This window comes from Bacteroides sp. AM10-21B (genome assembly GCF_003472565.1).
Lineage (GTDB): Bacteria > Bacteroidota > Bacteroidia > Bacteroidales > Bacteroidaceae > Bacteroides > Bacteroides propionicigenes.
On the sequence record NZ_QRME01000011.1, the window covers coordinates 18,187 to 44,976 of the forward strand.

22 protein-coding genes are annotated in these 26,790 nt (G+C 45.7%); 8 read left to right on the plus strand and 14 right to left on the minus strand.

Annotated features, from left to right (window positions below; translation table 11 throughout):
* Positions 1–22: 22 nt before the first annotated feature.
* Positions 23–2,344, minus strand: a complete 2,322-nt coding sequence (locus DW121_RS13845) for a transglycosylase domain-containing protein (protein ID WP_117712001.1) — start codon at positions 2,342–2,344, stop codon at positions 23–25.
* Positions 2,345–2,941: 597 nt separating this feature from the next.
* Between DW121_RS13845 and pyrB the strand changes: the two genes are divergently transcribed.
* From pyrB to glyA, 5 genes are all read left to right on the plus strand, one after another.
* On the plus strand, positions 2,942–3,880 hold the full coding sequence (gene pyrB, locus DW121_RS13850) for an aspartate carbamoyltransferase (protein WP_117711736.1): 939 nt from the start codon (positions 2,942–2,944) through the stop codon (positions 3,878–3,880).
* A 55-nt stretch (positions 3,881–3,935) separates the two neighbouring features.
* Entirely contained in the window at positions 3,936–4,397 is a 462-nt protein-coding gene (gene pyrI, locus DW121_RS13855; RefSeq protein ID WP_117711737.1) for an aspartate carbamoyltransferase regulatory subunit, read from the plus strand.
* Positions 4,398–4,405: 8 nt separating this feature from the next.
* Positions 4,406–4,972: a flavin reductase family protein gene (locus DW121_RS13860; protein WP_117711738.1), complete on the plus strand. Its 567-nt coding sequence runs from the start codon at positions 4,406–4,408 to the stop codon at positions 4,970–4,972.
* Positions 4,973–5,019: 47 nt separating this feature from the next.
* Positions 5,020–5,799, plus strand: a complete 780-nt coding sequence (locus tag DW121_RS13865; protein ID WP_118324137.1) for a porin family protein — start codon at positions 5,020–5,022, stop codon at positions 5,797–5,799.
* A gap of 103 nt (positions 5,800–5,902) precedes the next feature.
* Positions 5,903–7,183 (plus strand): serine hydroxymethyltransferase, encoded by a 1,281-nt coding sequence (gene glyA, locus DW121_RS13870; RefSeq protein ID WP_117711740.1) that lies wholly within the window; start codon positions 5,903–5,905, stop codon positions 7,181–7,183.
* 249 nt (positions 7,184–7,432) lie between these two features.
* Here the strand turns inward: glyA and DW121_RS13875 are convergent, their stop codons facing one another.
* Together DW121_RS13875 and DW121_RS13880 are read right to left on the minus strand one after the other, a co-directional pair.
* Positions 7,433–9,103: a formate--tetrahydrofolate ligase gene (locus DW121_RS13875; RefSeq protein ID WP_118324187.1), complete on the minus strand. Its 1,671-nt coding sequence runs from the start codon at positions 9,101–9,103 to the stop codon at positions 7,433–7,435.
* A gap of 733 nt (positions 9,104–9,836) precedes the next feature.
* Positions 9,837–12,002 (minus strand): outer membrane beta-barrel family protein, encoded by a 2,166-nt coding sequence (locus tag DW121_RS13880; protein ID WP_118324189.1) that lies wholly within the window; start codon positions 12,000–12,002, stop codon positions 9,837–9,839.
* A 182-nt stretch (positions 12,003–12,184) separates the two neighbouring features.
* Between DW121_RS13880 and DW121_RS13885 the strand changes: the two genes are divergently transcribed.
* The 3 genes from DW121_RS13885 (at position 12,185) to DW121_RS13895 (ending at position 15,220) form a co-directional block, all read left to right on the plus strand.
* Positions 12,185–13,786 carry a sensor histidine kinase gene (locus tag DW121_RS13885; protein ID WP_118324139.1) on the plus strand — a complete coding sequence of 534 codons (1,602 nt, stop codon included), beginning with the start codon at positions 12,185–12,187 and terminating at the stop codon, positions 13,784–13,786.
* A 3-nt stretch (positions 13,787–13,789) separates the two neighbouring features.
* Positions 13,790–14,506, plus strand: a complete 717-nt coding sequence (locus DW121_RS13890; RefSeq protein ID WP_118324141.1) for a response regulator transcription factor — start codon at positions 13,790–13,792, stop codon at positions 14,504–14,506.
* A gap of 132 nt (positions 14,507–14,638) precedes the next feature.
* Positions 14,639–15,220, plus strand: coding sequence for an occludin (locus tag DW121_RS13895; RefSeq protein WP_118324143.1), 582 nt, complete (start codon positions 14,639–14,641; stop codon positions 15,218–15,220).
* On the opposite strand, the gene DW121_RS13900 is transcribed toward DW121_RS13895, so the two are convergent.
* The 11 genes from DW121_RS13900 to galE all read right to left on the minus strand — a co-directional run bounded on the left by DW121_RS13900 (position 15,217) and on the right by galE (position 26,760).
* The gene (locus DW121_RS13900) at positions 15,217–17,424 is read right to left on the minus strand and encodes an AAA family ATPase (RefSeq protein ID WP_118324145.1); all 2,208 of its coding nucleotides are present in this window, start codon (positions 17,422–17,424) and stop codon (positions 15,217–15,219) included. The genes DW121_RS13895 and DW121_RS13900 overlap by 4 nt on opposite strands.
* Positions 17,425–17,587: 163 nt before the next feature.
* A complete protein-coding gene (locus DW121_RS13905; protein WP_118324147.1) occupies positions 17,588–18,475 on the minus strand; it encodes a F0F1 ATP synthase subunit gamma in 888 nt (295 codons plus the stop codon).
* A 52-nt stretch (positions 18,476–18,527) separates the two neighbouring features.
* Entirely contained in the window at positions 18,528–20,111 is a 1,584-nt protein-coding gene (gene atpA, locus DW121_RS13910) for a F0F1 ATP synthase subunit alpha (protein WP_118324191.1), read from the minus strand.
* Between the two features lie 30 nt (positions 20,112–20,141).
* Positions 20,142–20,702, minus strand: coding sequence for a F0F1 ATP synthase subunit delta (locus DW121_RS13915; protein WP_118324149.1), 561 nt, complete (start codon positions 20,700–20,702; stop codon positions 20,142–20,144).
* A gap of 19 nt (positions 20,703–20,721) precedes the next feature.
* Positions 20,722–21,222 carry a F0F1 ATP synthase subunit B gene (atpF, locus tag DW121_RS13920; protein WP_117711747.1) on the minus strand — a complete coding sequence of 167 codons (501 nt, stop codon included), beginning with the start codon at positions 21,220–21,222 and terminating at the stop codon, positions 20,722–20,724.
* A 12-nt stretch (positions 21,223–21,234) separates the two neighbouring features.
* Positions 21,235–21,492: an ATP synthase F0 subunit C gene (gene atpE / locus DW121_RS13925; RefSeq protein WP_005653914.1), complete on the minus strand. Its 258-nt coding sequence runs from the start codon at positions 21,490–21,492 to the stop codon at positions 21,235–21,237.
* A gap of 53 nt (positions 21,493–21,545) precedes the next feature.
* Positions 21,546–22,652: a F0F1 ATP synthase subunit A gene (gene atpB, locus DW121_RS13930; RefSeq protein ID WP_117711748.1), complete on the minus strand. Its 1,107-nt coding sequence runs from the start codon at positions 22,650–22,652 to the stop codon at positions 21,546–21,548.
* Positions 22,636–23,061: a hypothetical protein gene (locus tag DW121_RS13935; RefSeq protein WP_117711749.1), complete on the minus strand. Its 426-nt coding sequence runs from the start codon at positions 23,059–23,061 to the stop codon at positions 22,636–22,638. Before DW121_RS13935 ends, atpB begins: the two co-directional genes overlap by 17 nt.
* 33 nt (positions 23,062–23,094) lie before the next feature.
* Positions 23,095–23,340 (minus strand): ATP synthase F1 subunit epsilon, encoded by a 246-nt coding sequence (atpC, locus tag DW121_RS13940; protein ID WP_117711750.1) that lies wholly within the window; start codon positions 23,338–23,340, stop codon positions 23,095–23,097.
* A 32-nt stretch (positions 23,341–23,372) separates the two neighbouring features.
* Positions 23,373–24,893, minus strand: coding sequence for a F0F1 ATP synthase subunit beta (gene atpD, locus DW121_RS13945; protein WP_117711751.1), 1,521 nt, complete (start codon positions 24,891–24,893; stop codon positions 23,373–23,375).
* An 832-nt stretch (positions 24,894–25,725) separates the two neighbouring features.
* Positions 25,726–26,760 carry a UDP-glucose 4-epimerase GalE gene (gene galE, locus DW121_RS13950; protein WP_118324151.1) on the minus strand — a complete coding sequence of 345 codons (1,035 nt, stop codon included), beginning with the start codon at positions 26,758–26,760 and terminating at the stop codon, positions 25,726–25,728.
* Between the last annotated feature and the right edge of the window lie 30 nt (positions 26,761–26,790).

Consider the following 26,790-nt stretch of genomic DNA (forward strand, 5'->3'; position numbering starts at 1 on the left):
TTTTAAGTTCCGAATCTCATTTTCAATTAAACAGGTCGTCCAGCCCCATTTCCGATGCAGGCTCCGTCTCCTCGTATTCATTATCCTTACACGGGTCAAAGCCTTCGGGCAGTTGGAATGTTTCGTTCTCATCATATCCCAAAGACTTGTCGCCAAGCACTTTCACCATATATTTGGCCCAAATAGGCAATGCCATGGAGGCGCCTTGCCCGTGAAGCATCGTATCGAAGTGGATATCACGGTCTTCACCGCCTACCCAGCAGCCGGAAACCAGTGACGGCGTGAAGCCCATGAACCAGCCGTCGGCATTATAATTGGTAGTACCCGTCTTGCCGCCCATATCGGCTTTTACTCCCAGGCGGCGAACACGCCCGCCCGTACCTTCATTGATTACGGCACGCAGCATTACCAGCATCTTGTAGGCGCTGGATGCACTGATTACTTCCTGCATCTCCGGCGAGAATGTAGCCAGCACGTTGCCGTCGTTATCCTCGATGCGGGTTACGAACAGCGGTGCAACCCGGATACCCTTATTGGGAAATGCGGTGTACGCGCTCACCATCTCGCCTACGGAAATCTCGCAAGGGCCGAGACAGAGGGATACGGAAGGTACAATCTCGCGGTTGCGCACACCGAAGCTGTGCACCAGACGTTTCAGTTCATAGGGGTTCAGCTTGCTCATCAGATAGGCCGTTATCCAGTTGTCCGAATTAGCCAGGCCCCACTTCACCGTCACCATTTCGCCGTAGCGCTTGTTGTTGGCGTTGCGCGGTGTCCAAGGCGTCCCGTTTTCGTCTATCAGCGTATATTCCACGTGACGGGCTTGGTCGCAGGGAGAGAACCCGTTCTCCATAGCCAGCGAATACACATAGGGTTTCATGGTAGAGCCAATCTGACGGCGTCCCACCATCGCCATGTCATATTTGAAGTAGTGGTGGTTCGGGCCGCCCACATACGCTTTTACATGGCCGTTGCGCGGGTCCATCGACATGAATCCGGCACGCAGGAAAAATTTATAATAGCGTATGGAGTCCATCGGAGTCATCACGGTATCTTTCTCGCCGCTCCAACTGAAAACGGACATTTCTTCGGGCGTGTTGAACGCTTTCTTTATTTCGGCTTCGGAAGCCCCGGCATTCTTCATGATGCGGTAACGGTCGGACAGTCTCATGGCACGTCCCAGAATCTCATCCACCTGTTCCTGAGTCAGGCGGAAAGTATAAGGCGCTTTCTTGGCTCCCTTCTTCTCTTTGAAGAAATAGCCCTGCAATTCCTTCAGATGCTCGGTCACGGCATCCTCCGCATATTTCTGCATACGGGAGTCAATCGTGGTATAGATTTTCAGCCCGTCCGTATAAAGGTTGTACTTGCTTCCGTCTTTCTTCGTGTTCTTTTCGCACCAGCCGTAGAGCGGATTGGTTTCCCAGTCGAGCGAATCCTCGTAATACTTCTGCATCTGCCAGCCGCGATAATCCGATTTATCGGGCTTCTTGGCATTCAACACGCCGCGCAGGTATTCGCGGAAATACGTTGCGAGGCCTTCGTTATGGTCTACACGGTGATACGAAAGTTTCAAGGGCAACGCCTGTAATGAGTCACGCTCCTCAACGGTGATATATCCGGCTTTGCGCATTTGGTCGAGCACCACGTTGCGGCGTCCGCGCGAACGTTCATTGTAGCGCACCGGATTGTAAAGGGACGGATTCTTGCACATGCCCACCAGCGTGGCGGCTTCCTCTATCTTCAGGTCCTTCGGCTCGCAACCGAAGTAAGTGTAGGCGGCAGTCTTTATGCCGACCGCATTATTCAGGAAGTCGAACTTATTGAGATACATCGTAAGAATCTCCTCTTTGGTGTAATAGCGTTCCAGCTTTACGGCGATAACCCATTCGATGGGTTTCTGGAACAGACGTTCCATTATGTTATCGGCGCTCGGCGAATACAGCTGCTTGGAAAGCTGCTGGCTGATGGTACTTCCTCCGCCGGCGTTCTTCTGCATCAGGATGCCACGCTTCACCACAGCGCGGAACAGGGCAATGGCATCGATGCCCGAATGTTCGGCAAAGCGCACGTCCTCCGTTGCAATCAGCGCATTGATGATGTGGGGAGACAGGTCGTTATATCCCACGAACACACGATTCTCCTTACTATAGGAATAAGTGCCCAGAACCTTTCCGTCTTCCGAGAAGATTTCCGTTGCAAATTTATAATTGGGATTTTCAAGGTCTTCAACGGGAGGCATATAGCCAATCCAACCTTTTGCTATCGAGAAGAAAATAATAACGCATGCCAGTGCTATCAGTGCTATGAAAATCCAAAGGACTTTTACGACTTTTTTTATCATGTCCGGTTCAACAATTTCTGTGATTATAATAATAGGACAAAGGTACGGAAATATAATGTATATACACTCAAACACCGCTGTTTTTTTCGTCTTTTTTTAGGTTCGGAAAGTGGGTTATCCTATGCATTTTTTTGCAAAATCTGCAAAAAATTACATAGGAAACGGCTCTAAGCCGAACATTTTTTGCACCCGTTTCAACGCGATACTTCGCTAACAAACAAGCTTTTGACCTTTTTTTCCACACGTTTTTTATGCAAAAAAATGATATATATTATATTTATATAACAACAGCAACATAAAAAGAAAGAAAAAACGCTGCTGTTGCCGCCGCTTTTTTCTCCTCGGGAAAGCACGCAGTTCATCGTCCGAAAGCACGCACCTCATCACCCGAAAGTACACACCTCGCGAAGCCCGACCACGCACGCCGAATCATACGGGCTGCGTGGTTTCGGGTGATGAGGTGCGTGCTTTCGGACGATGAACTGCGTCATTGGCGGCAACGAGCATTTTTATCTCAAAAAAGTCCTCTCACATTTTCGTGCGCCACATCTTTTTCGTACCTTTACACTCTCGAAAAGTAAAAAGAATATCAACGATATGGAAAACAGAAGTTTAGTCACTATCGCCGAACACAGCAAGGAAAAAATCCTCTACATGCTCGAAATGGCGAAAGAGTTTGAGGCAAAGCCCAACAGGCATCTGCTTGATGAGAAAGTTGTCGCCACCCTATTTTTCGAGCCGTCCACCCGTACCCGCTTAAGTTTTGAAACTGCCGCCAACCGTCTCGGGGCACGCGTCATCGGTTTCAGCGACCCTAAAGCCACCAGTTCGTCCAAAGGCGAAACACTGAAAGACACCATCAAAATGGTGAGCAATTATGCCGACATCATCGTGATGCGCCACTATCTGGAAGGGGCGGCACGCTATGCCAGCGAAGTAACCGCAGTGCCCATCGTCAATGCCGGAGACGGAGCCAACCAGCATCCTTCGCAAACGATGCTCGACCTCTACTCCATCTACAAGACACAAGGCACACTGGAAAACCTGAACATCTACCTCGTGGGTGACCTGAAATACGGCCGCACCGTGCACTCCCTGCTGATGGCAATGCGGCACTTCAACCCCACATTCCATTTCATCGCTCCCGAAGAGCTGAAAATGCCGGAAGAGTACAAGATTTATTGCCGCGAACACGGCATTAAGTTCGTGGAACACACCGACTTCACCGAAGAAGTAATAGCCGATGCAGACATCCTCTACATGACCCGTGTGCAGCGCGAACGCTTCACCGACCTCATGGAGTACGAACGTGTAAAGAACATCTACATCCTGCGCAACAAGATGCTGGAACACACCCGTCCCAACCTGCGCATCCTTCATCCGCTGCCCCGCGTCAACGAGATAGCGCTCGACGTGGACGACAGCCCCAAAGCCTATTATTTTCAACAGGCGCAAAACGGACTCTATGCCCGCGAAGCCATCCTGTGCGATGTGCTCGGCATTACGCTGGACGACGTGAGAAGAGACGGGAAATAAGTGTGTTTTTTCAAACTTCATACTTCTAATTTTACACTTTATACATCAATCACACATGAGCGAGAAAAAGCAAGAATTACAGGTTGCCGCATTAGAAAACGGCACTGTTATCGACCATATACCTTCCGAAAAGCTGTTTACAGTGGTGTCGCTTCTCGGACTGGAACAGATGAGCAACAACATCACAATCGGCTTCAACCTCAAGAGCAAGAAGCTGGGAACAAAGGGTATCATCAAAATAGCGGACAAGTTCTTCTGTGACGAGGAAATCAACCGCATCGCCGTAGTTGCCCCCAACGTCAAACTGAACATTATCCGCGACTACGAAGTGGTGGAAAAACGCGAAGTGAACCTGCCCGACGAATTATGCGGCATCGTGAAGTGCGCCAATCCCAAGTGCATCACCAACAACGAGCCGATGCCCACCCTGTTTCATGTGGTAGACAAGGATAATTGCGTCATCAAATGCCACTATTGCGAGAAAGAACAGAAAAGAGAAGAAATAGAGATAATTTGAGCGATTTCATGAAAGAAGACTGGAAACCGGGAACCATGATTTATCCGCTCCCCGCCGTGCTGGTGAGCTGCGGAAGCACACCGGAAGAATACAACATACTGACTGTCGCATGGACGGGGACGCTTTGCACGAACCCGCCTATGTGCTATATCTCCGTACGTCCGGAACGCCACTCCTACGACATCATCAAGCGCAACATGGAGTTTGTCATCAACCTGACAACCAAAGACATGGCACGTGCCACCGACTGGTGCGGCGTACGTTCGGGCAAGAATTACAATAAATTCGAGGAGATGAAGCTGACGCCCGGCAAGAGTACCGTTGTCAGCGCTCCGCTCATAGAGGAGTCTCCCTTGTGCATTGAGTGCCGGGTGAAGGAAATCGTAGCCTTGGGCTCGCACGATATGTTCATAGCCGACGTGGTGAATGTGCGTGCCGACACCTCCCACCTGAACACGGAAACCGGAAAACTGGAACTGGCAGAGTCCAACCTGTTGGTCTATGTGCATGGAGGCTATTATGAATTGGGAGAGAAAATCGGAAAATTCGGCTGGTCGGTAGAGAAGAAAAAATGATAAGATACACCCAAGCGTATCATTACATTAATTATTCAAAAACAAATATGGGAAAAAGAGGATTGCTTTTCGGGTTTTGCCTACTGGCTTTCTCCACAGCCATGTGGGGGCAACTCCCCTTTGTGCCCGGAACGGAAGAACCGGAACACCCCCTGCATACCCACCGCCATGACCGACGGGTGAACTTCGGCGTCAAAGGCGGCTTCACCTCCTCGCTTTTCCTCGTGTCGGACTTAGTGCTTAACGGCACTGTCATCAACGAAGTGCAGAACAACTACAAGATAGGCTTTTTCGGCTCGTTCTTTATGCGGATAAACTTCAAACGCCATTTCCTGCAACCGGAACTGTCTTATACAATCAACCGCTGCAACATCACCTTTGAAAAGCCGCTGCCGGAGGACGCACCCGAAAACAGCGTGCCCGAAATGGCATCCATCACCTCCTCTATCCACAGTTTCGAGATTCCCGTAATCTACGGCTACAACATCATCAAAGAAGGGCCTTACAGCCTTGCCGTATTCGGCGGCCCGAAAATACGCTACATATGGGACAAGCAAAGCAAGGTTACTTTTGATAATTTCGACCAACGGGATATTGAAGAAGAACTCTACCCGCTGAACGTCAGCTTCACCGCCGGCGTTGCCGTAACCATTTCCCGCGTTTTCTTCGATTTCCGGTACGACATCGGACTGCACAACATCTCCAAACGCATCAGCTACAAGCCCATCTACGACGAGAGTGCCGGCGAAGAAGCCCCCCTTGCCAACCAAATACGATTCCACAGGCGGGATAATGTGCTCAGCTTTTCGCTGGGAGTGTTCTTTTGATAGGAAATTTCTCACTTTTCTTACAGTTTATTCATTTATTTCCTTTAAATTTGTGCGCTTAATAAGAGAACACAGAATTATCAAACTTATCTAATAAGCAAGAATGAAAAGAGACGATTTAATTTTCGACATCATCGAAAAAGAACATCAACGTCAGCTCAAAGGCATTGAACTGATTGCATCAGAGAACTTCGTAAGTGACCAAGTTATGCAGGCAATGGGCTCCTGCCTCACCAACAAGTATGCAGAAGGCTATCCCGGCAAACGCTACTACGGCGGTTGCGAAGTTGTAGACCAAAGCGAACAGATTGCCATTGACCGCCTGAAAGAAATTTTCGGCGCAGAATGGGCTAACGTACAGCCGCACTCGGGTGCACAGGCCAATGCAGCCGTATTCCTCGCAGTGCTGAATCCGGGTGACAAATTCATGGGCTTGAACCTTGCGCATGGCGGCCACCTCTCTCACGGCTCATTGGTTAATACTTCCGGTATTATCTACACCCCCTGCGAATACAACCTTAATAAAGAAACCGGACGCGTGGACTACGACCAAATGGAAGAAGTGGCACTGCGCGAAAAACCGAAAATGATTATCGGCGGCGGTTCTGCCTATTCACGCGAATGGGACTACAAACGTATGCGCGAAATTGCCGACAAGATAGGCGCTATCCTGATGATTGACATGGCACACCCTGCCGGACTGATTGCCGCCGGCGAACTGGATAACCCTGTGAAATATGCCCATATCGTAACTTCTACCACCCACAAAACCCTGCGCGGCCCTCGCGGCGGTGTTATCATGATGGGTAAGGACTTCCCCAACCCATGGGGCAAGAAAACTCCGAAAGGCGAAATCAAGATGATGTCTCAATTGCTCGACTCTGCCGTATTCCCCGGTATTCAAGGCGGTCCGCTGGAACATGTCATCGCAGCAAAAGCCGTTGCCTTCGGTGAAATTCTGCAACCGGAATGGAAAGAATACGCCAAGCAAGTGAAGAAGAATGCCGCTACATTGGCACAAGCCTTGATGGACCGCGGCTTTACAATCGTTTCCGGCGGCACGGACAACCACTCCATGCTGGTAGACCTCCGCAGCAAATATCCTGACTTGACAGGTAAAGTAGCCGAAAAAGCATTGGTGTCCGCAGACATCACTGTCAACAAGAATATGGTTCCGTTCGACAGCCGCTCTGCATTCCAAACTTCCGGTATCCGTCTGGGTACTCCCGCCATCACAACCCGCGGCGCAAAAGAAGATTTAATGCTGGAAATCGCTGAAATGATTGAAACCGTTCTCTCCAATGTAGAAAACGAACAGGTCATCGCAGACGTTCGCGCACGCGTGAATGCCAAGATGAAGGAATACCCGCTGTTCGCCTACTAAAACAAAGGAAGGGCTAAATGAATGAAGAACCACTGAAATGAAGAATTAAGAATGAAGAATGAAGAATTGAGGAATATATAAGTTTCTACAATTAAGAATAAAAAGGAGATAGGCTGCGTAATGTTCGTTTTGAACTACGCAGCCTATCTTCTTTTATTCTTAATCCTTTACTCTTAATTCATCACTCCCAATTCTTCATTCTTCATTCTTCATTCTTAATTCTTCATTTCAGTGGTTCTTCATTCAATTTCAAGAAAGTCCCTCTATGTTGCCGTCCACTATGTCGATATGCTCTGCCTGCGGAACTTTGGGCAAGCCCGGCATTCGGAGTATCTCACCGGCAATGGCTACAAGCATTTCCGCACCGTTGTTGATAACGATGTCCTTGATGTGGAACTCGAAATTATTGACCGCTCCGTATATCTTAGGGTCGGCAGAGAAAGAATATTGCGTCTTGGCTATGCAGATGGGGTAATGTGCAATGCCCATTTCTCCGATGAGCTTCATCATCTTGCGCGAAGCGCTGCTGTAAGTCACCACGCTTGCTCCATAAAGGTTGCAAGCCACCTTCTCTATCTTCTGCTGCACGCTATCGTTTTCTTCGTAGGTGTATTGCAGCGGAGCGGAAGGTTTCCTTTCAATCGTGTCTACTACAAGGTTAGCCAAATCGATAGCGCCTTCCCCACCCTCGGCAAAAGCATTGTTGATGGCAAAGCCCACTTTCAAATCTTCTTCGCAATGACGGCGGATGGCTTCCACTTCTTCATCCGTATCGCTGGCAAAACGGTTGAAAGCAACAACAACGGTCTGCCCGAAATAGCGCAGGTTACGGATATGTTTGTCAAGATTACCAAAACCCTCTTTCAGACCTTCCATATTCGGTTCCTTGATGCGGTCGAGACTGACGCCACCGTGCATTTTCAATCCTTGTGCAGTGGCAACGATAACAGTCAGCTTGGGTTGCAAACCGCTCTTGCGGCATTTGATGTTATAGAACTTCTCCGCTCCCAAGTCTGCACCGAAGCCGGCTTCCGTCACTACATAGTCGCCAAATGTCATTGCCATTTTGGTGGCGAGAATGGAGTTGCAGCCATGTGCAATATTGGCGAACGGACCGCCATGAACAAAAGCGGCTGTCCCTTCGGTAGTTTGTACCAAGTTGGGATGAATAGCGTCCTTCAGTAATACGGTGATGGCGCCGGCAACTCCTAAGTCTTTTACAGTGAATGGTTTGCCGTCAAAATCAAAGCCCAGTATGATATTTTCAATACGCCTGCGAAGGTCTTCCGTATCTTTTGCAAGGCAAAGGATTGCCATAATCTCCGATGCGGGCGTAATATCGAAGCCGGACTCCATAGTGACCCCGTTAGTGCGCGGTCCGAGGCCGGTAACAATGCTGCGCAAAGAACGGTCGTTTACATCGAGCACACGCCGCCAGATAATTTCTTTCAGACCGAAGCCATCTGCCTGATGCTGGTAAATATAATTGTCCAGCAAAGCTGAAATCATGTTGTGAGCGGAAGTGATGGCATGGAAATCTCCTGTGAAATGTAAATTTATTTTCTCCATTGGAAGCACCTGTGCATAGCCGCCTCCCGCCGCTCCTCCCTTCATGCCGAAGCACGGACCGAGCGAGGGTTCACGCAAAGCTACAATCGCCTTCTTTCCAATCTTATTGAGCCCCAATGCCAGACCGATAGAAACGGTGGTCTTACCAATGCCTGCCTTCGTAGCCGTGATAGCGGTTACAAGAATCAGGTTACTTTGTTTTACTTTCTCTTCGTCAATCAGCTGTTCGGGAATCTTAGCGATGTAACGGCCGTAGTTTTCTACTTCTTCACGAGGAATACCCACACTTTCAGCAACCTGCTTTATCTTTTTCAGTTCTATGCTGCGCGCTATTTCAATGTCTGATTTCATATAGGGCTTTTCTTTAAATAACAACTTTGATTTTTGAAAGTTGCAAAAGTACAAAAAAGAAGGGAAAATACAGGTATATACAAAGAATTTAGTAAAACAGTAGTTTATTAAGTTTTCAGGTTAGATTAGGTTATTGGATGAGATTATCGGATGAAATTAAATCACGGGATGAAATTAAATCATGAGATGAGATTAAATCATTAGATTGGATTAAATTATTAGATTGGATTAAATTATTAGGGATTAATGGGATAACCTAAGGCTGAAAGCCTTTTATCATATAGCCCGGGGTAACACCCCGGGGACATTTTGTCCCCAAATATTTTGTGCCCTGTAAGGGCAAAACATCAATATTCACAGATTTTGCCCTTACAGGGCGCAATGTTAATCATATGCATACCCCCGGGGTGTTACCCCGGGCTATATGATAAAAGGCTTTCAGCCTTAGGTCTTTTTCAAATCATAAACTAATTATCATGTCATAAATTGATCACTATGTCATAAATTGATCACTATGTTATAAATTGATTACTATGTCATAAATTGATTGGCATAAAAAAACAGGTATAATCAACTTGTACTATCTGTCATTCAGAGCGGAGCGAAGAACCTCTTCTCTCAAATATAGGGAGAGGAGATTCTTCGCTCCGCTCTGAATGACAGATACCCTTGATATAAACTAATTACCAACTAATACTTATCATTAATTAATCATTAATTGACTGGCACATCATTATTTAAACCGCGACGTATCCACCCCTTCCCTTTGTTTTTCTTTATAACCGCCAAACTTATATGTGAACGACACGCCCAATTCACGGAAGCAAGAATAATGATTGGTTACGTTCTGTGTCAGGAAGCGGATACGTGGAGAGATTTGTCCGGTTTCAAATATATCGTTGCAATACAAGTTCAGTATCGCTTTTCCATTAGCAAAGCCATAACGCAAGGCAGCATTCACATTGCCGGAAGTAGGCAGGTCGTAAATTCCCTGAATGGCCTTGCTATGTACAAATCCGGTAACGGTCAGCTTCAAATCGGGCCGGGTGGAAAGGGTGAAAGTATTATTCATTTGCGCTATGCCGTAACATTGCTTGCGATTGAAAGGAATATCCCAAAAATCATTGTCTTTCTCGTGATGCCATATCCCGATGAGCGTCAGACGAGAGTTCAACCAATTCTTTATCTTAAATGGTACGGATGCTTGTATACCAGCTTGTTGTTGATAGTCAAAATTCATATATTTATAAATCTCAACCAACCGTTGCGAGGATTGGTAAAGCGTCTGCGTCGAGTAGTCTTTAGTGTGGTTGAGCCAAGCGCTGAAGATATATTTTCCTTTCAAAACGTAGTTCATTTTAAACTCGTAACTTTGCGCAGGCTTCAACAGAGGATTACCGTGAATCTCGGAATATCCGCCGCCAAGATAAGAAATGGCATCCTGCACAGCCCAATAGTCAGGATAGTCCTTATCGCTGCTTAGAGCAAGTTGCAGGATATGTCCGGGGGCAGGCATATAATTGAGGTTGATGGTAGGATACCAATCCCACTGATTCCAAACAGGTGACTTATAGCGTTCTATAGCCAAGGAAGCATCCAGTGAGAGCTTGTCGCCGAAACTCTTGCTGAAACCGGTATAGATGTTCAGCGTCTCTTCCCGCTTGCGGGACTTCATGCCGCTAAGATTGGCGCCGGTATTTTCATCCGTTGCCGATGACGTTGCATCTGTATTGCCAAACTGTTCTCCTGTCTCCGGATTATAATAATATTGGTAACTGTTGTCTGTGCTGGTGGTATAGACCACTCCATAGTTCAGTGCCCAGCCCTTACCCAAGTTGTGCTCCTGTGCCAAAAACATCTTCCAACGATTGATGCGCTGACAGTCTTGTGTAAAGAAATCAAGTTCATCACTATCCAACAAACGGCTGTGCAGCAACTGGTCGGACGGAGAACGGTAATAAGTAAGCTCAACACCCGCCTTCAGACCGAAAGGAGTGCGATAGTCCAAGCGTCCGTTGTGAAGCCAGTCGGTGCTGTTGCTAAAGGTAGTGGACTGCTGCGAACCGAAGATGTTCATCCGGTTGTGAAACGTTGTATAGTTTCCGTTATAGACAAAACTCAACTGATGCTCCTTAGCGATATTGTAATCGGCTCCCACCCGGAAACTATGCGTATGCGAGCGGCCGCGGCGCACCTCATCGGTTGTCATTGGATGCACCGAGCCATCCGCTAAAGTGTGCACAGCATCTTTGTCCGTCGTATTGTAAGTACGGCCGTGTTTGTGCGAGTAAAGAAAATCTGCCGAGAATTTATTTCCGTTATATAAAAGGCTGGCGCGTTCTTCAAAGTTTTCGTAATACTTCTGATGGTATTTGGCATAGAGTTCGCCTTGCCAAGAAGAAGGACCGTCCGAAGTTTGCTTCAAATGTACATTGATAAGGGCGCCACGCACTTGGTAGCGGGCAGGTGCGTTATACATTACTTCGGCTTTTTCTATCCGGCTTGCGGGGATACTCCGCAGTAATGAATAAAGCTGTTCGATGCTGAGAGTTGTAACTTTTCCATTCAGAATGACGGTGACGCCCTGCCCTGCCAGTTGCAAAGCGCCGTTCATCTCGGTTACACCGGGAAGCTCCTTTACGGCATCATAGGCGTTGTCCACAGGCAGGTCGCGGATAAGGCGAGGCAAATCGTAAACCAGTTTGCCCTGCGATGCTTTCACAACGGGACGTTCGCCGGTAATCATTACTTCGGGAAGGCTCTGGTAAATGCTGTCCAAACGTGCATCCGAGGTTATAATACTGTCTGCACTGAGAGTACGTTCTGCGCCGGTGTTTTCTTGGGCGGAAAGACTAATGCCTGTCAGGCAGATTACTGATAATAAATAGAACCGTTTCATATGTTTCATATTATATTTTGTATTGACCTCTGCAAAGTACGGCATTAGCTGCGTAACCCTGTGTTATCATCGGCTTACCAAGTGTTATCTACTGTTATCGGAAGTGTTATTTAGTCTTACCACATGATACAGCACACGATATAACTCCTTATATTTGCCTGCATAAGCATAAAGGAATCATTATGAAACTGCCTCTGAAATATATTGCCGTACTCGTTATCCTGTCTTTGGCGGGTATCTTCTCCTATCAGGCCTATTGGCTCGGTGGATTGTACCGTACCATGCGCGATGATTTGGAACGTAATGTCATAGAAGCCATGCGCATGAGTGACTACAACGAAATGATGCTGCGCGTGGAAAGGATACGTAAGGACAGTACCGACCATGGAGAAGTAAGCGTATCCGCCGGATTCGAGAAGGACGGAACGCAAAACAAAACCTATGTACGCAGTAGCACCAGTATAGACCGCAACGGCCGGAAAGAAGAAACCACCACCCAACAGGTCATTCATCAAAAGAGTGATACCGTTTCGATGAATATCTCGGACAATTCTTCCGTACAAACTATTATCACCCGAGATGACACTGCCGCCTCGGACTCCGACAACTTACCCCGGGCCGCCTTGATAGCAAAAAACGGACTGGATGTGATTCTGCGTGACCAAAACAGCATGTTGGAACTCGCCACATACTTCCAACGAGGCCTGCATTCCGGTCTGGACATTATTTCCGATCCCGATGTCCTTGTATACGACAGCCTGCTGACCCTGCAACTGAAAGAACGAGGTATCACGCTGCCCCACCGTTTGGAGCACATTTACACGAGCGACCGGAAATCGCCTTACACATTCGTGGACACACTTGCCGTTGCCGGTACCGCCGGATACATTCCCAGCTCCAAAGCCAAACAATACAACTATGCTTTCGACCTCAATACCCACCAAAGTTACCGCCTTTGGATAGAACCCGTCACACAGTTAGTATTGAAACAAATGTCGGGAATTCTCGCCACCTCATTCGTAATCCTGATTATTCTTGTTTTTGCATTTTGGGTACTTATCCGAACTATCTTGCGGCAAAAGACACTGGAGGAAATGAAAAGCGACTTCACCAACAACATCACCCATGAACTGAAAACCCCTATCGCCGTTGCCTATGCAGCCAACGATGCCTTGCTGAACTTTAACCAAGCGGAAGAAAAGATACAACGCGACAAATATCTGCGTATCTGTCAGGAACAGCTGCAACGGCTCAGCGGACTGGTAGAACAGATTCTTTCCATGAGTATGGAACGCCGCAAGACGTTCCGCTTGCATCCGGAGGTACTGTCCATAGAAGGCATTCTCGAACCGCTCATCGAACAGCATAAACTGAAGTCGGAAAAGCCCGTACATATATCGATGGATATCGAACCCTCAGGACTTACCCTCACCGCAGACCGTACCCATTTCAGCAATATCATCAGCAACCTGATTGACAATGCCATAAAATACTCCCCCGAAGAAGCGGAAGTGAACATCCGCTGTCGCCAAACCTGTTCTGCGGAACAAGGAGAACTCGTTGAAATCGCTATCAGCGACCGTGGAATCGGCATTGACTCCGAGAAACAGAAACATATATTCGATAAGTTCTACCGCGTCCCCACCGGCAATCTGCACAATGTGAAAGGTTACGGGCTCGGTCTGTTCTATGTCAAGACCATGACCGAAAAACATGGAGGAAGCGTTTCCGTGAAGAGCGAACCGGGCAAAGGAAGCACTTTTATTGTAAAATTAAACAAATAAACGATGGATAAAATAAAAGTTCTATTAGTTGAGGATGAAGAAACCCTCGCCATGATTATTAAAGATACACTGGAAGGACAAGACTTCATTATATACACCGCTGCCGATGGCGAAGAGGGATTGCGCCAATTCTTCGACCTGCGTCCCGATGTACTTGTGGCAGACGTCATGATGCCTCGCATGGATGGCTTTGAAATGGTACGCCACATCCGTCAGACGGACAAGCATACACCAGTACTTTTTCTTACTGCCCGTTCTGCCATCAATGATGTCGTAGAGGGCTTTGAACTCGGCGCAAACGATTATCTGAAAAAACCTTTCGGTATGCAGGAACTGATTATACGCATCAAAGCACTGGCTGGCAGGGCTTTCAGCTTCACAGAAGCGGCACCCAAAGAAGTCACCGACTTTGAGATAGGAGATTATCGGTTTAACTCCGTCACACAACGGTTGTCGTATGTAGGAACCGCCGTATCTCCACGCGCTGATACGGAAGTGGAGCTCTCCCACCGGGAATCGGAAATACTGAAACGCCTTTGCGAAAACCGTAACCAAGTGGTCAACACTCAGAATGTTTTACTGGACCTTTGGGGAGACGACAGCTTTTTCAATTCCCGCAGCTTGCACGTATTCATCACCAAATTACGCCACAAACTTGCGCTGGACGACCGAATCCGCATTGTAAATGTACGGGGAATAGGATATAAACTGATTTTTTAATATTTACTTAAAGAAAATTCGGGGAATGGCTGGAAAGATTTATCTTTGTAGTTAAGAGATGAGGAGTTAAAGGATTAAAGAGTCAAGCCAATTAATTGGCGAAGGCTCCATTAAGAATAGTTGAATGGAACAATGAAACGAATTTGTTTTTTTATCATCACATTACTTGTAAGCGCTGCTCCACTGTATGCCCAAAGCGAAGTGAAAGGTGACAGCATACACTCCAATGCCTTGCCCGACGGCACTCCGCCTGAAGGGATGCTTATGCCTGAAGTGAAGAATTATGACGACTTTCTCTTAGATATGAGTTTAATGAAAATGGAAGCGCCCCGCCTGCCTAAGTTCACGCTGAAAATACCGGATGCAAGCAAGGACTACGGCAGACTATTCCGCCTTAATCCGAACGCCACCTACTCACAAGGGCTTTCAAATGTATTTTCACTTACCAATTCCACCGTTTACAGTATGAACCCGTTCGGACTGACCGGATTCTGGTCGTCACCGGAGAATCTGCAAATGGGCAGCTTCAAACTGAAAAACGGTATGCGCATCAATACCTATGGCGAGTACGACAAAGACGGTTGGAAAGTACCCAACCATTCGGCACTGCCTTGGGAAAGGAATAACTTCAAGGGAGCATTCGAGATGAAATCTTCCAACGGCGCTTTCGGCATACGCATCGAAGTGCAGCAAGGAAACAGAACACCGTTTTAAAACATAAGTTCCGGTTCTGCCAATCCCTTTTCGTTGCGGTACATACGCACCATTTCCAGAATTATATCTCCGTATTTCTCTACTCCTTTCTTTCCGAAATAAGGGATGCGGACAAGCATGGCTTTATCTGCCGGCAGCAAATTGCTTATACCCAAAATTGCTTTTTGCTGAATAACCGTATAAACGGGCAGCCCCAATCGGGATGCTTCCGAGTTTCTCCACGCTACCAACCGGTCGTATAATTCGGGATGCAGCACGTCTGACGGAACTTGAATGGCAGTTGCAGTTGATTCTTTCTTCTTCCGCTCCCGTATATACTTCTCTACCGCCTCCGACATACCTCTCCGTTTCAAATCTTCTTTTCCGGAGATAGCACGGTCGCCGATAGAGAATACCGCTTTCTGCCTTAAATAGTCGGCTGTGTGGAATCCGTTTTCCATAACGTAAACCAGAAGGTCGTCTTTCAGTAGGAAAAGAGTATTCAGTTCTTCTTTCGCTGCATTCAGCTGTTTTTTCAATTCTTTATTGTCAGTGGCAAGAATCTGTTCTCTTATCAATACAAGGTATTGGGGTTCCATTTCTTTTCTGAAGTAATTGGCTCCTGCAACAATTCGCTCCTGCAATGTCTTGTCCGTAGCATAGTTCTGTGCAGCGTCAATCAGACGGTTGTATTGCATACCGAACTTCTGCGCTACTTCCACCACCTTTTTGTGAAAACGTTCCGTTTCTTCTTTGTATGCAGCCAACTGTTTGGGATAGAGCTTATAAAGATGCTCGTCAATCAGGCGTATATAGCGTTGCAACGCTTGCTCTAACGGTTGGAAATCGAATAATCCGGACAACAGTTCGTGGAAATAGGTTCGTTGCAATGAATGGAAACGATTCTCATCCGGTTCGTTTCTGCGGGCTTCTTCCGTAAAGCGGTCTACCGCTTGGTCACTGATAACGGCCTTTGCAGAAAGAGGGGCGCTGAGCACCAAACCGTCCAACGTCTTGCAACGACTCAAAGCCACATACGTCTGCCCATGTGCAAAAGATGAACTGGCATCGATTATGGCACGCTCAAACGTAAGCCCCTGACTTTTATGGATGGTAATGGCCCATGCCAGTTTTAAAGGAAATTGACGGAAAGTCCCTTCAATATCTTCCACAATCTCCTTGCTTTCTTCGTCCAATACGTATTTTGCATTTGTCCACTCCTCTTCTTGCAGTAAGAAAGATTCGCCGCTGTCCTTGGCACACACTTCAATACTGTTGGCGGAAACATCAGAAACTTCACCAATCATGCCGTTGTAGTAACGGTGTTCGCCGGACGAATCATTCTTTACAAACATTACTTGGGCGCCTTTTTTCAGTTCAAGGACTTCGTCCGTGGGGTATGAATATTCGGGAAACTTCCCCTCTATCGTGGCACGAAAAGCATAGGAGCGGCCCGAAAGCTGTTCTAACTCATAATCGTTGATGCGCTGCGCCTGATAGTTATGGGTAACTAAACGAATATAGCCTTCCTCTTTTCGGGGCTGGAAACCGGGAAGATAACGACGGTTCAACGCTTCCAATACTTGAGGGTTGCAATGATTTTCGCGAATACGGTTCAATAAGTTCAAGAAAGTTCCGTCACTCTGCCGATATACGGTTTTGAGTTCGATAGTGCAATATTCCGTCTGTTTCAATGCCCGGCTGGAGAAAAAATAGGGAGTGTCGTAATACTTCTTCAGCATCTGCCATTCCTCATCCTTCACCACGGGTGCCAGTTGTTGTAAATCGCCAATCATCAATAGTTGCACACCGCCAAACGGCTTGTGGCGGTCACGGTAACGGCGAAGCATTTCATCTACCGCATCCAACAGGTCGGCACGCACCATACTGATTTCATCAATCACCAGTAAGTCCATGCTACGTATGATATTGATTTTCTCTTTACCGAAACGGAAACGGTAGGTGGCCTTTCCATTCGTACTGAACGAGCTTTCGGGTACATAAGGTGCGAAGGGAAGCTGAAAGAAAGAATGGATTGTGACACCGCCTGCATTGATAGCCGCGATGCCCGTAGGCGCAATAACGACCATGCGTTTAGGACTCTCCTGCTTGAGTTTACGTAAGAAAGTTGTTTTACCTGTTCCTGCTTTACCTGTCAAAAAAAGATGAGTGCCTGTGTTTTCAATGAACTGCCATGCAAGCGCTAACTCAGAGTTCTGCTCCATTATTCTTTTCAGTTTGTTTTTACGAGTGGTAAAGGTAGTACAAATATAAGAAGAAAGAGGGAATTGCCCGGATGTTTTTTGCGGGACAAACGGCAGACATAAATATAAGAGGTTATATCCTTTTGGAACATAACCTCTTATATTTTTCTCTTCGCTGAGAAAATTATTTCAGACTACCGCCGATAATATCCAGCAATTCATTCGTAATCGCTTGCTGACGACTCTTGTTATATTGCTTTGTCAAGTCCTGAATCAGTTCATTGGCGTTGTCCGTAGCCGCTTGCATAGCAAGCATACGGGCTGCATGCTCGGAAGTGTTCGAATCCAACAAAACCGTGTAAATCTTCTGGCTCAGAACTTTAGGAAGAAGTTCAGCTATCAACCGTGCTGCAGAGGGTTCTACAATATAATCATTATTGAAACGGCTCTTCTCCACGGTGATTTCGGTTGCTTCTTCCGCTACCTTTTCCAAGTTGATAGGCAAATACTTATCTCTTGTCAGAACTTGTGACCCGGTAGATTTAAAATGATGATAAATCAACTCCACCTTGTCGATGCGTTCCTCCAAAAATTCTTTCATCAAGAGTCCCGCAAGTTCATAAGCCTGCACATACGAAGGCTTGTCAGCCATTTCCTGATAACTGCCTTGCGGTTCATAACCCAATTTCCTTACGGCTTCTTCCACCTTCTTACCTACGGGATATATCAAGATATTCTCCCTACCCAATGATTTATAGTCTTCCAATGTACGTTCCAACATCTTCGCCACATTAGAGTTGAAAGCACCACATAAGGACGAGTTGGACGAGAATGCCACAATCGCTATCCTCTCTACCGGACGTTCGTTGGTATAGGGCGACTCTACCGTAACATCTGTACTCAAGAAGTTTGTCAGAATCTCGTTCAGCTTCCGTTGATAAGGCAGCATATTCTCAATCCGCCCTTGCGCCTTGTGCAGTTTGGCAGATGCTACCATCTTCATCGCCGAAGTTATCTGACGCGTACTCTTGACGGAGCTTATTCTATTTTTTACCTCTTTCAGTGAAGCCATTTTATATAGTGATTAGGTGTTAGTGATTAGCGGTTGGATATCTAACCGCCATCTACATAAATTGCTTGGCTGCCTTTGCCGCTGTCTCTTCTATCTTCTTGCAGACCTTATCATCAATGACGCCCGTCTTCAGTACGTCGAGCACTTCCAGTTGATAATCTCTTTCAAGGAATTCGAGGAAACTGCGTTCAAACTCGCTCACTTTATCCAAAGGTACATCTTTCAGCAAACCGTGGGTACCGCAATAAAGAATAGCAATCTGCTTCTCTACGGGCATCGGGCTATACTGAGGCTGCACCAACAAACGGGTATTCTTTTGTCCCTTATCAATAGTCAATGCTGTTACAGGGTCCATATCACCACTGAATTTGGTAAATGCTTCCAATTCGCGATACTGAGCCTGGTCTATCTTCAATGTACCCGCCACTTTCTTCATCGCCTTAATCTGGGCATTACCACCTACACGACTCACAGAAATACCCACATCAATAGCCGGACGGTTGCCCTGATTGAATAGGTTTGTGTCGAGGAATATCTGTCCGTCCGTAATGGAAATTACGTTTGTCGGGATATAAGCTGACACGTCACCCGCTTGCGTTTCAATAATAGGAAGCGCTGTCAATGAACCGCCTCCCTTTACTTTGCCTTTCAGACTTTCGGGCAGGTCGTTCATCTCACGCGCCACTTCTTCCTGACTGATAATTTTTGCCGCACGCTCCAACAAACGGGAGTGCAGATAGAAAATATCACCCGGATACGCCTCACGCCCTGAGGGACGGCGCAAAATCAGAGACACCTCGCGATATGCCACTGCCTGCTTGGACAAGTCATCATAAACAACCAGTGCATGACGACCGGTGTCACGGAAATACTCGCCAATTGCAGCACCTGCAAACGGAGCATAGTACTGCAATGCAGCCGGATCGCCCGCTGTAGCTGCCACAACGATAGTATAATCCATTGCACCGTATTCACGCAGTGTATTTACGATAGATGCCACCGTAGAGCCTTTCTGACCGATGGCTACATAGATACAATATACCGGATCACCGGCTTCATAATTGGCACGCTGATTAATGATGGTATCAATAGCAATGGCAGTTTTACCCGTCTGGCGGTCACCGATAATCAGCTCACGCTGTCCGCGACCGATGGGAATCATAGCATCAACGGCTTTCAAACCGGTCTGTAACGGCTGGTTTACCGGCTGACGGAAAATAACCCCCGGTGCTTTACGTTCCAGCGGCATCTCACAGAGTTCACCGCCTATCAGTCCTTTGCCATCCAACGGTGCGCCCAACGGATCGATAACACGCCCCAACATACTTTCTCCTACCATAATGGAGGCAATACGTTTGGTACGTTTCACCACGAACCCTTCCTTGATTTTGTCCGTAGGTCCCAACAATACAGCACCTACATTGTCTTCCTCAAGGTTCATCACGATAGCTTTGATACCGTTGTCAAATTCCAGCAACTCGTTTGCTTCGGCATTGCGCAATCCGTAGATACGTGCAACACCATCGCTGACTTGCAGTACCGTACCGATTTCATCCAGTTGCACACGGGTATCAATACCTTCCAACTGTTTGCGCAAAATATCGGAGACTTCGCTTACTTTTATATTTTCAGACAACATTTTATTTAGTGATTAATTAGATTAGTGTTATACAATTCTCCTGTTCTTATCAATGAACTGTTGTTTCACTCTCTTCAACTGAGTAGCAATACTCGCATCCAAACGGAAATCGTTGATGTCGAAAACGAAGCCGCCTTCAATAGATGGATCAACATCTGTCTGCAACTCCATTTTGGCATGTAACAAATGGGAAGCACTATTTCGAATACGTTCCTCTATTTCACGGCTTACAGGCACGGCAGTCGTCAGTTTCGCAACACCGATATGCCTGCTCTTTCTGTATAAATCCAGAAAACTCAAACATATATATTGCAAAAATGACTCACGCCTGTTTCTTAATACCAGTGTAATGAAACGGGTTAACTCTCGTTCAGCGGGAGCATTTCCCACAGCTGCAGTACAGATAAGCGAAAATTTCTCCTGCATCGGCAAAATCGGATTCTCCAATGCAGTACGCAAATCGGGGTGCTTCTCAAAACTTCGGCTCAACATACGTATCTCTGCATACAGCCTGTCTTCCGTACCCGTACTTTTAGCATACTCCATAAGAGCCTTTGCATATCGCATCGAAACAATTCCTATATCCATTTTTTCTAAAGGTTACTGATTAGTGATTAGCCGTCAGCATTTCATCCAGCATACGGTCAATCATTTCCATTTGTTCATGCTTTTCGTCCAAGTTACGACGGATAATTTTTTCTGCTATATCTACCGATAGTACAGCAACTTGACGACGAATATCACGAATAGCCTCTTCCTTTTCTTGCTGAATCTGCAGTTTCACATCATCCAATTCTTTCTGCGCAACGGCTTCCGCATGTTTACGTGCTTCGATAATAATCTTGTCACGCTCGTGCATTGCTTCCCGCATGATGCGTCCCTGCTCCTTGTTCGCAGCAGCAATCAACGCTTCACTCTCCTCTTTCAATTTGGCGAGTTGGGCGTTAGCCTGGCGTGCCACTTCCAGAGATTGGTCTATGTAGGTTCTACGACCTTCCACCATTTTTGTAATGACAGGAAAACCATATTTAGCCAATACCACAAAAACCACGCCGAATGAAAGGAGCATCCAGAACAGCAGACCACTATCAGGTAATAACAATGACATAATTTTATTTTTTTATAAGAAGAATACCAACAGACACACAACAACTGCCAACAAAGCAACACCTTCAATCAAGGCAGCGGCAATAATCATGTTCATACGAATATCTCCCGATGCTTCCGGCTGGCGTGCTATGGCTTCCATGGCAGAACTACCAATCTTACCAATACCCATACCGGCACCGATAACAGCTAAACCAGCGCCGAGCGCTGCACCTAATTTACTAACTCCAACCCCTGCCGCAGCAGCTTGTAATAATACAGATAGTAACATAACTTTCAGTTTTTAAATGATTATTTTATTAATGTTTTATATTCTCAATTTTATCACTTTATCACCTTCTCGCCCGCCTTTTCTTTGTGTTCCTCCTGAGCCAAACCGATAAACACAGCGGACAGCATAGTGAACACATATGCTTGGATAAAGGCAACCAATAACTCCAATCCGTTCATAAAGATATTGAACAATACCGAAGCTACCGTCAGCGACCCGTTCAAAACAGGTCCCATACTTGCCGATATGAATATCAAACAAGTAAGCACCAACATAGCCATGTGTCCTGCCAGCATATTGGCAAAAAGACGAATCATCAGTGCAAATGGTTTTGTAAAAATACCAAAGAGCTCAATAAACGGCATCATAGGTACAGGTACTTTCAACCACCAAGGCACATCCGGCCAAAAAATTTCTTTCCAATATGTCTTGGTTCCAAAAATATTAACGGCAAGGAATGTACAAATAGCCAATACCATTGTAATAGCAATATTTCCGGTGACATTGGCCCCTCCGGGAAATATAGGAATCAATCCCATGATATTATTTATGAAAATAAAGAAAAATGCAGTTAGCAAGTATGGTGCAAACTTGCGATACTTTGGTCCTACACAACTTTTTATAATATCATCATTCACCATCATAATAAACATTTCCATAAATCCGATGAAGCCACCCGGAGCTGCACTGCCTTGCGGATGCTTACGATACCATTGGGCTACACCCAGAATAATAACGAGCAATAACACACTATTGATAAGCAATGCTAACGCAACTTTCGTAATGGACAAATCCCAAGGACGCACCTCATTACCCGCAGCATCATATTCTATCAATTTTCCTTCGTACCTACTGCCTTCCGGAGCAATGGAGAAGCCCTCATAACATCCACCATTCTCTTCCAAACGGGAAGACAGGAACATATGCCATCCCGTTGTATTGCTATATAGAATGACAGGCAAAGGAACAATAACTTGCGTTTTTCCAAAAGCAGTAATGTGCCATTCGTACGAATCGCCAATATGACCGAATACGATTTCCTTTACGTTCACCGTAGCCTTCTCTTGTTCTGCAGGAATACTATCAGCCTGCACAGCAGCTGGTAGTAACAGTCCTATCACCAATAATACTCCGGTTAGTATGTTACGCAATTGTTTCATTTTCTTTTCTCATTTTCTTTTTCAACTTTCGGTTAGCTTCAAAAGTGAAGAAAAACCAAGAGTCATAAATCAAATATATCAGATAGTTTGCGATAAACGTCAGCAAAAAGCCTTTGGCTTCCTCACGTACCGCAACACAATACACCAACATCACAATAATAGAGGCAAGCATCCTCATAACACGCATCAGTAAGTATATCTGCAACATACGTCCCGGCATCCGATAGCGGCAACTTTCGACCATGTTTATCATAAATACGCCAAAGACCAAGAAGAAGATCGGTATCAGCGGATAACCACCAAAATAATGATGCGGAAATACTGAATAGTAAACCCAGCCACCTATACCACCTACCAACACGGTCAAGAGCGCTACCTGCCACAAATAGTTTCGTTTTGTAATACTCACGTCAAATCATTTTAAGGTTAGAAATCAAAAGGGTCAGTCTACACAAACCGAAACTTTATTGCCGTTCATCTCCACAAAACCGCCATGAATATCCTGCACATGTTCTTCTCCATCCGTTGTAACATAAGCCAATGCACCGGTTGCCAGCGATGACACAATAGGCGCATGGTTCGATAATATAGTAAACGAACCAAGCGTACCCGGCAAAGTAACACTGTTGACCTCACCACTGAATATTTCCTTATCCGGTGACACAATATCCAAATGCAGTCCCTTCATCTCTTTAGTCTATTGAAAATTAAATACTCCGATTACTTTTTTGCTTGCTCCAACAACTTCTTGCCTTTCTCTATCGCTTCCTCAATAGTTCCTACATTCAAAAAAGCCGGTTCTGGCAGATAATCCACTTCACCATCCAAAATCATTTTAAAGCCTCTGATAGTATCTTCTATGGAAACCATTGTACCGGGAACTCCGGTAAACTGTTCGGCAACAGCAAACGGTTGGGACAAGAAACGCTGTACACGACGTGCCCGGTTCACCAACGTACGGTCAGCATCGGATAATTCTTCCATACCCAAGATTGAAATAATATCCTGCAATTCTTTGTTACGTTGCAGAATCTGTTTTACACGTTGGGCCACTTCATAATGTTCCTGCCCTACAATGTGCGGATCAAGAATACGCGAGGTCGACTCCAATGGATCAACAGCCGGATAAATACCCAGTTCGGTAATCTTACGACTCAATACGGTTGTTGCGTCCAAGTGTGTAAAAGTTGTGGCAGGTGCAGGGTCGGTCAAGTCATCAGCCGGTACATAAACAGCTTGCACAGAAGTAATAGACCCATTACGTGTAGAAGTAATACGTTCTTGCATAGCACCCATTTCCGTTGCCAGTGTCGGCTGGTAGCCTACAGCAGAAGGCATACGTCCCAACAATGCAGATACTTCAGAACCGGCTTGGGTAAAACGGAAAATATTATCAATAAAGAACAATATATCACGCGGACCGTTCGATTCGGAGCCCATATCCCGAAAAGACTCCGCCACTGTTAAACCTGACAATGCAACGGATTGACGTGCACCCGGCGGTTCATTCATCTGACCGAATATCAAAGATACCTGCGATTTGGCCACTTCATTATAGTCTACTTTAGAAAGGTCCCAATGCCCCTCTTCCATTCCTTTTTTAAATTCTTCACCATAACGGATAACACCGGACTCAATCATTTCTCTTAACAAGTCGTTACCCTCACGGGTACGCTCTCCTACTCCGGCAAATACGGAAAAACCATTTTGCTTCTTGGCAATATTATTAATCAATTCCTGAATAAGTACAGTCTTACCCACACCGGCACCACCGAACAGACCAATCTTACCACCCTTACTATAGGGTTCTAACAAGTCAATAACTTTGATACCTGTATAAAGGACTTCTTGTACAGTAGTCAAATCCTCAAATTTTGGGGGTTCGCGATGAATGGGATATGCACCGGCACGATCCAACTCTTTCATTCCGTCGATAGAGTCGCCTACTACATTCATCAAGCGGCCTTTAATTTGCTCTCCTATCGGCATAGTGATTGGTCCGCCCAACGGGTAAACTTTCATACCTCTTTGCAAGCCGTCCGTACTATCCATAGCTACGGTTCTTACGGTGTTTTCACCAATATGCTGTTGTACTTCTACAATCAGCCTCTTACCGTGATTCTTTTTTATTTCCAGTGCGTCGTGAATGCTTGGCAGCATCAGTTCTGCCTCCGTACCTTCAAAATAGACGTCTACAACAGGTCCGATAACCTGAGAGATATGTCCAATAATCTGTGACATAAGCAATCTTTTTATATTCTATTTTCTTAATTATTATCTAGTAAAGTTGTAAGTCGTCGCGTGTAATCTTCTACCAGCCAAGTCGCGTCCTTCATCACTCAATTTCACTTTGCCCTATTAACATTTGCACCAGGCTGTTTGTTCATTCAAAATAGTTACATAAGCAACCTCACAAATGTATAAACAAATCACGTCTAATTGTTCTCCTTAGAAGCTTTTTTTCTATAAATTATACGATTTTGAACGTTTTATACTACAATAGGAACAATTTATTCCATATATAATAACGTTGATTAACAATTAGTAATGCACCTAATATCACAGACTACACATCTCGGTAATTCCAATGACGCATCTCAGCTTCCCAAACCTCACACCTCAGCTCCTCAAATGCCTGTGGTTTGCAGGACAAATGCCCGTGATTAAGGGAGCTGAGGTGTGAGGTTTGGGAAGCTGAGATGCGTCATTTGGGGAAGCAAAAAGCGCGTTCCACCCGCTACCCCGTATAAACAGGAGGTTTCGGAAGGGTGGAAGGGATATAACAGGTCTTTGTTGGCTGAATAATCTCTACTGAGCCATGAAAAGCTGCCAATCCCAATACACAAAAAAATAAGCCCTGTCTCTCGACAAGGCTTATTCACAACACAAACACAAAATAAAACACGACAAAACTACTATGCAATCTTACCTGTCTATGCCGGGGAGGCATATGTACCGGTTATGGATATTCACATACACATAAGCAGCTTCAGGCTGATTTGCATGTAATAAACAAATGCGGGGAGGCATTTGTTTATTTTCTATTTGTTAATAAAAACAAATCCATTTATTCTTATTGAATACCTCTTTCACGAAGTTTCAATTGCCAATTCCATGCAGAACGTAAAGTATCTTCAATACCCACTTCTGCTTTCCAGCCTAATTCATTGTTAGCCAATTCCGGATTAGCCCACACCTTTTCAATATCTCCGGCACGACGACCCACTATCTGATAGTTCAACTTCACACCGGTCGCTTTTTCAAATGCATTAATCAACTCTAAAACAGAAAGCCCCCGTCCCGTACCAATATTGAATACTTCCACTTTTTCTTTTTGTTTCTTCTCCAATATACGTTGAATGGCTACAACATGAGCCTTTGCTAAATCTACCACATTGATGAAATCGCGAATACAAGAACCGTCAGGAGTATCATAGTCATCACCGAACACACTCAGTTTCTCACGGATACCGATAGCAGTCTGAGTAAGATATGGTATCAGGTTCTGCGGCACGCCGTTGGGCAGTTCCCCAAGCAAGGCTGTAGGATGAGCGCCAATCGGATTAAAGTAGCGCAACAAAATAGCATTAATAGGTGCACCGGAAGTAACTGTATCACGAACAATCTCTTCGTTTATCTGCTTGGTATTCCCATAAGGCGACTCCGCTTTTTTGATAGGCGCCTCTTCTGTTACGGGAAGTTGATCCGGCTGACCATATACTGTACAAGAAGAAGAAAATACAATACCTTCCACTCCATGTTTCGGCATCAGTTCCAGTAAGTTTATCAAAGAAACCAGATTATTACGATAATAAAGCAACGGTTTCTCTACGGACTCTCCCACAGCTTTACTTGCTGCAAAATGGATAATTGCTTTAATACCTTTATATTTGGTAAATATAGCATCAAGACCTGCATAATCCAAGCAATCCAACTTTTCAAATACAGGACGAATACCCGATACCTTTTCAATGTTATCTACGACATCTGCACTGGAGTTTGACAGATTATCGATAATAATAACTTCATAACCTGCGTTCTGAAGTTCTACAACAGTATGAGAACCAATATAACCTGTTCCACCTGTAACCAAAATTTTTTCTTTCATATTAAAATAGATAATTTAGCTTTTAGGTTA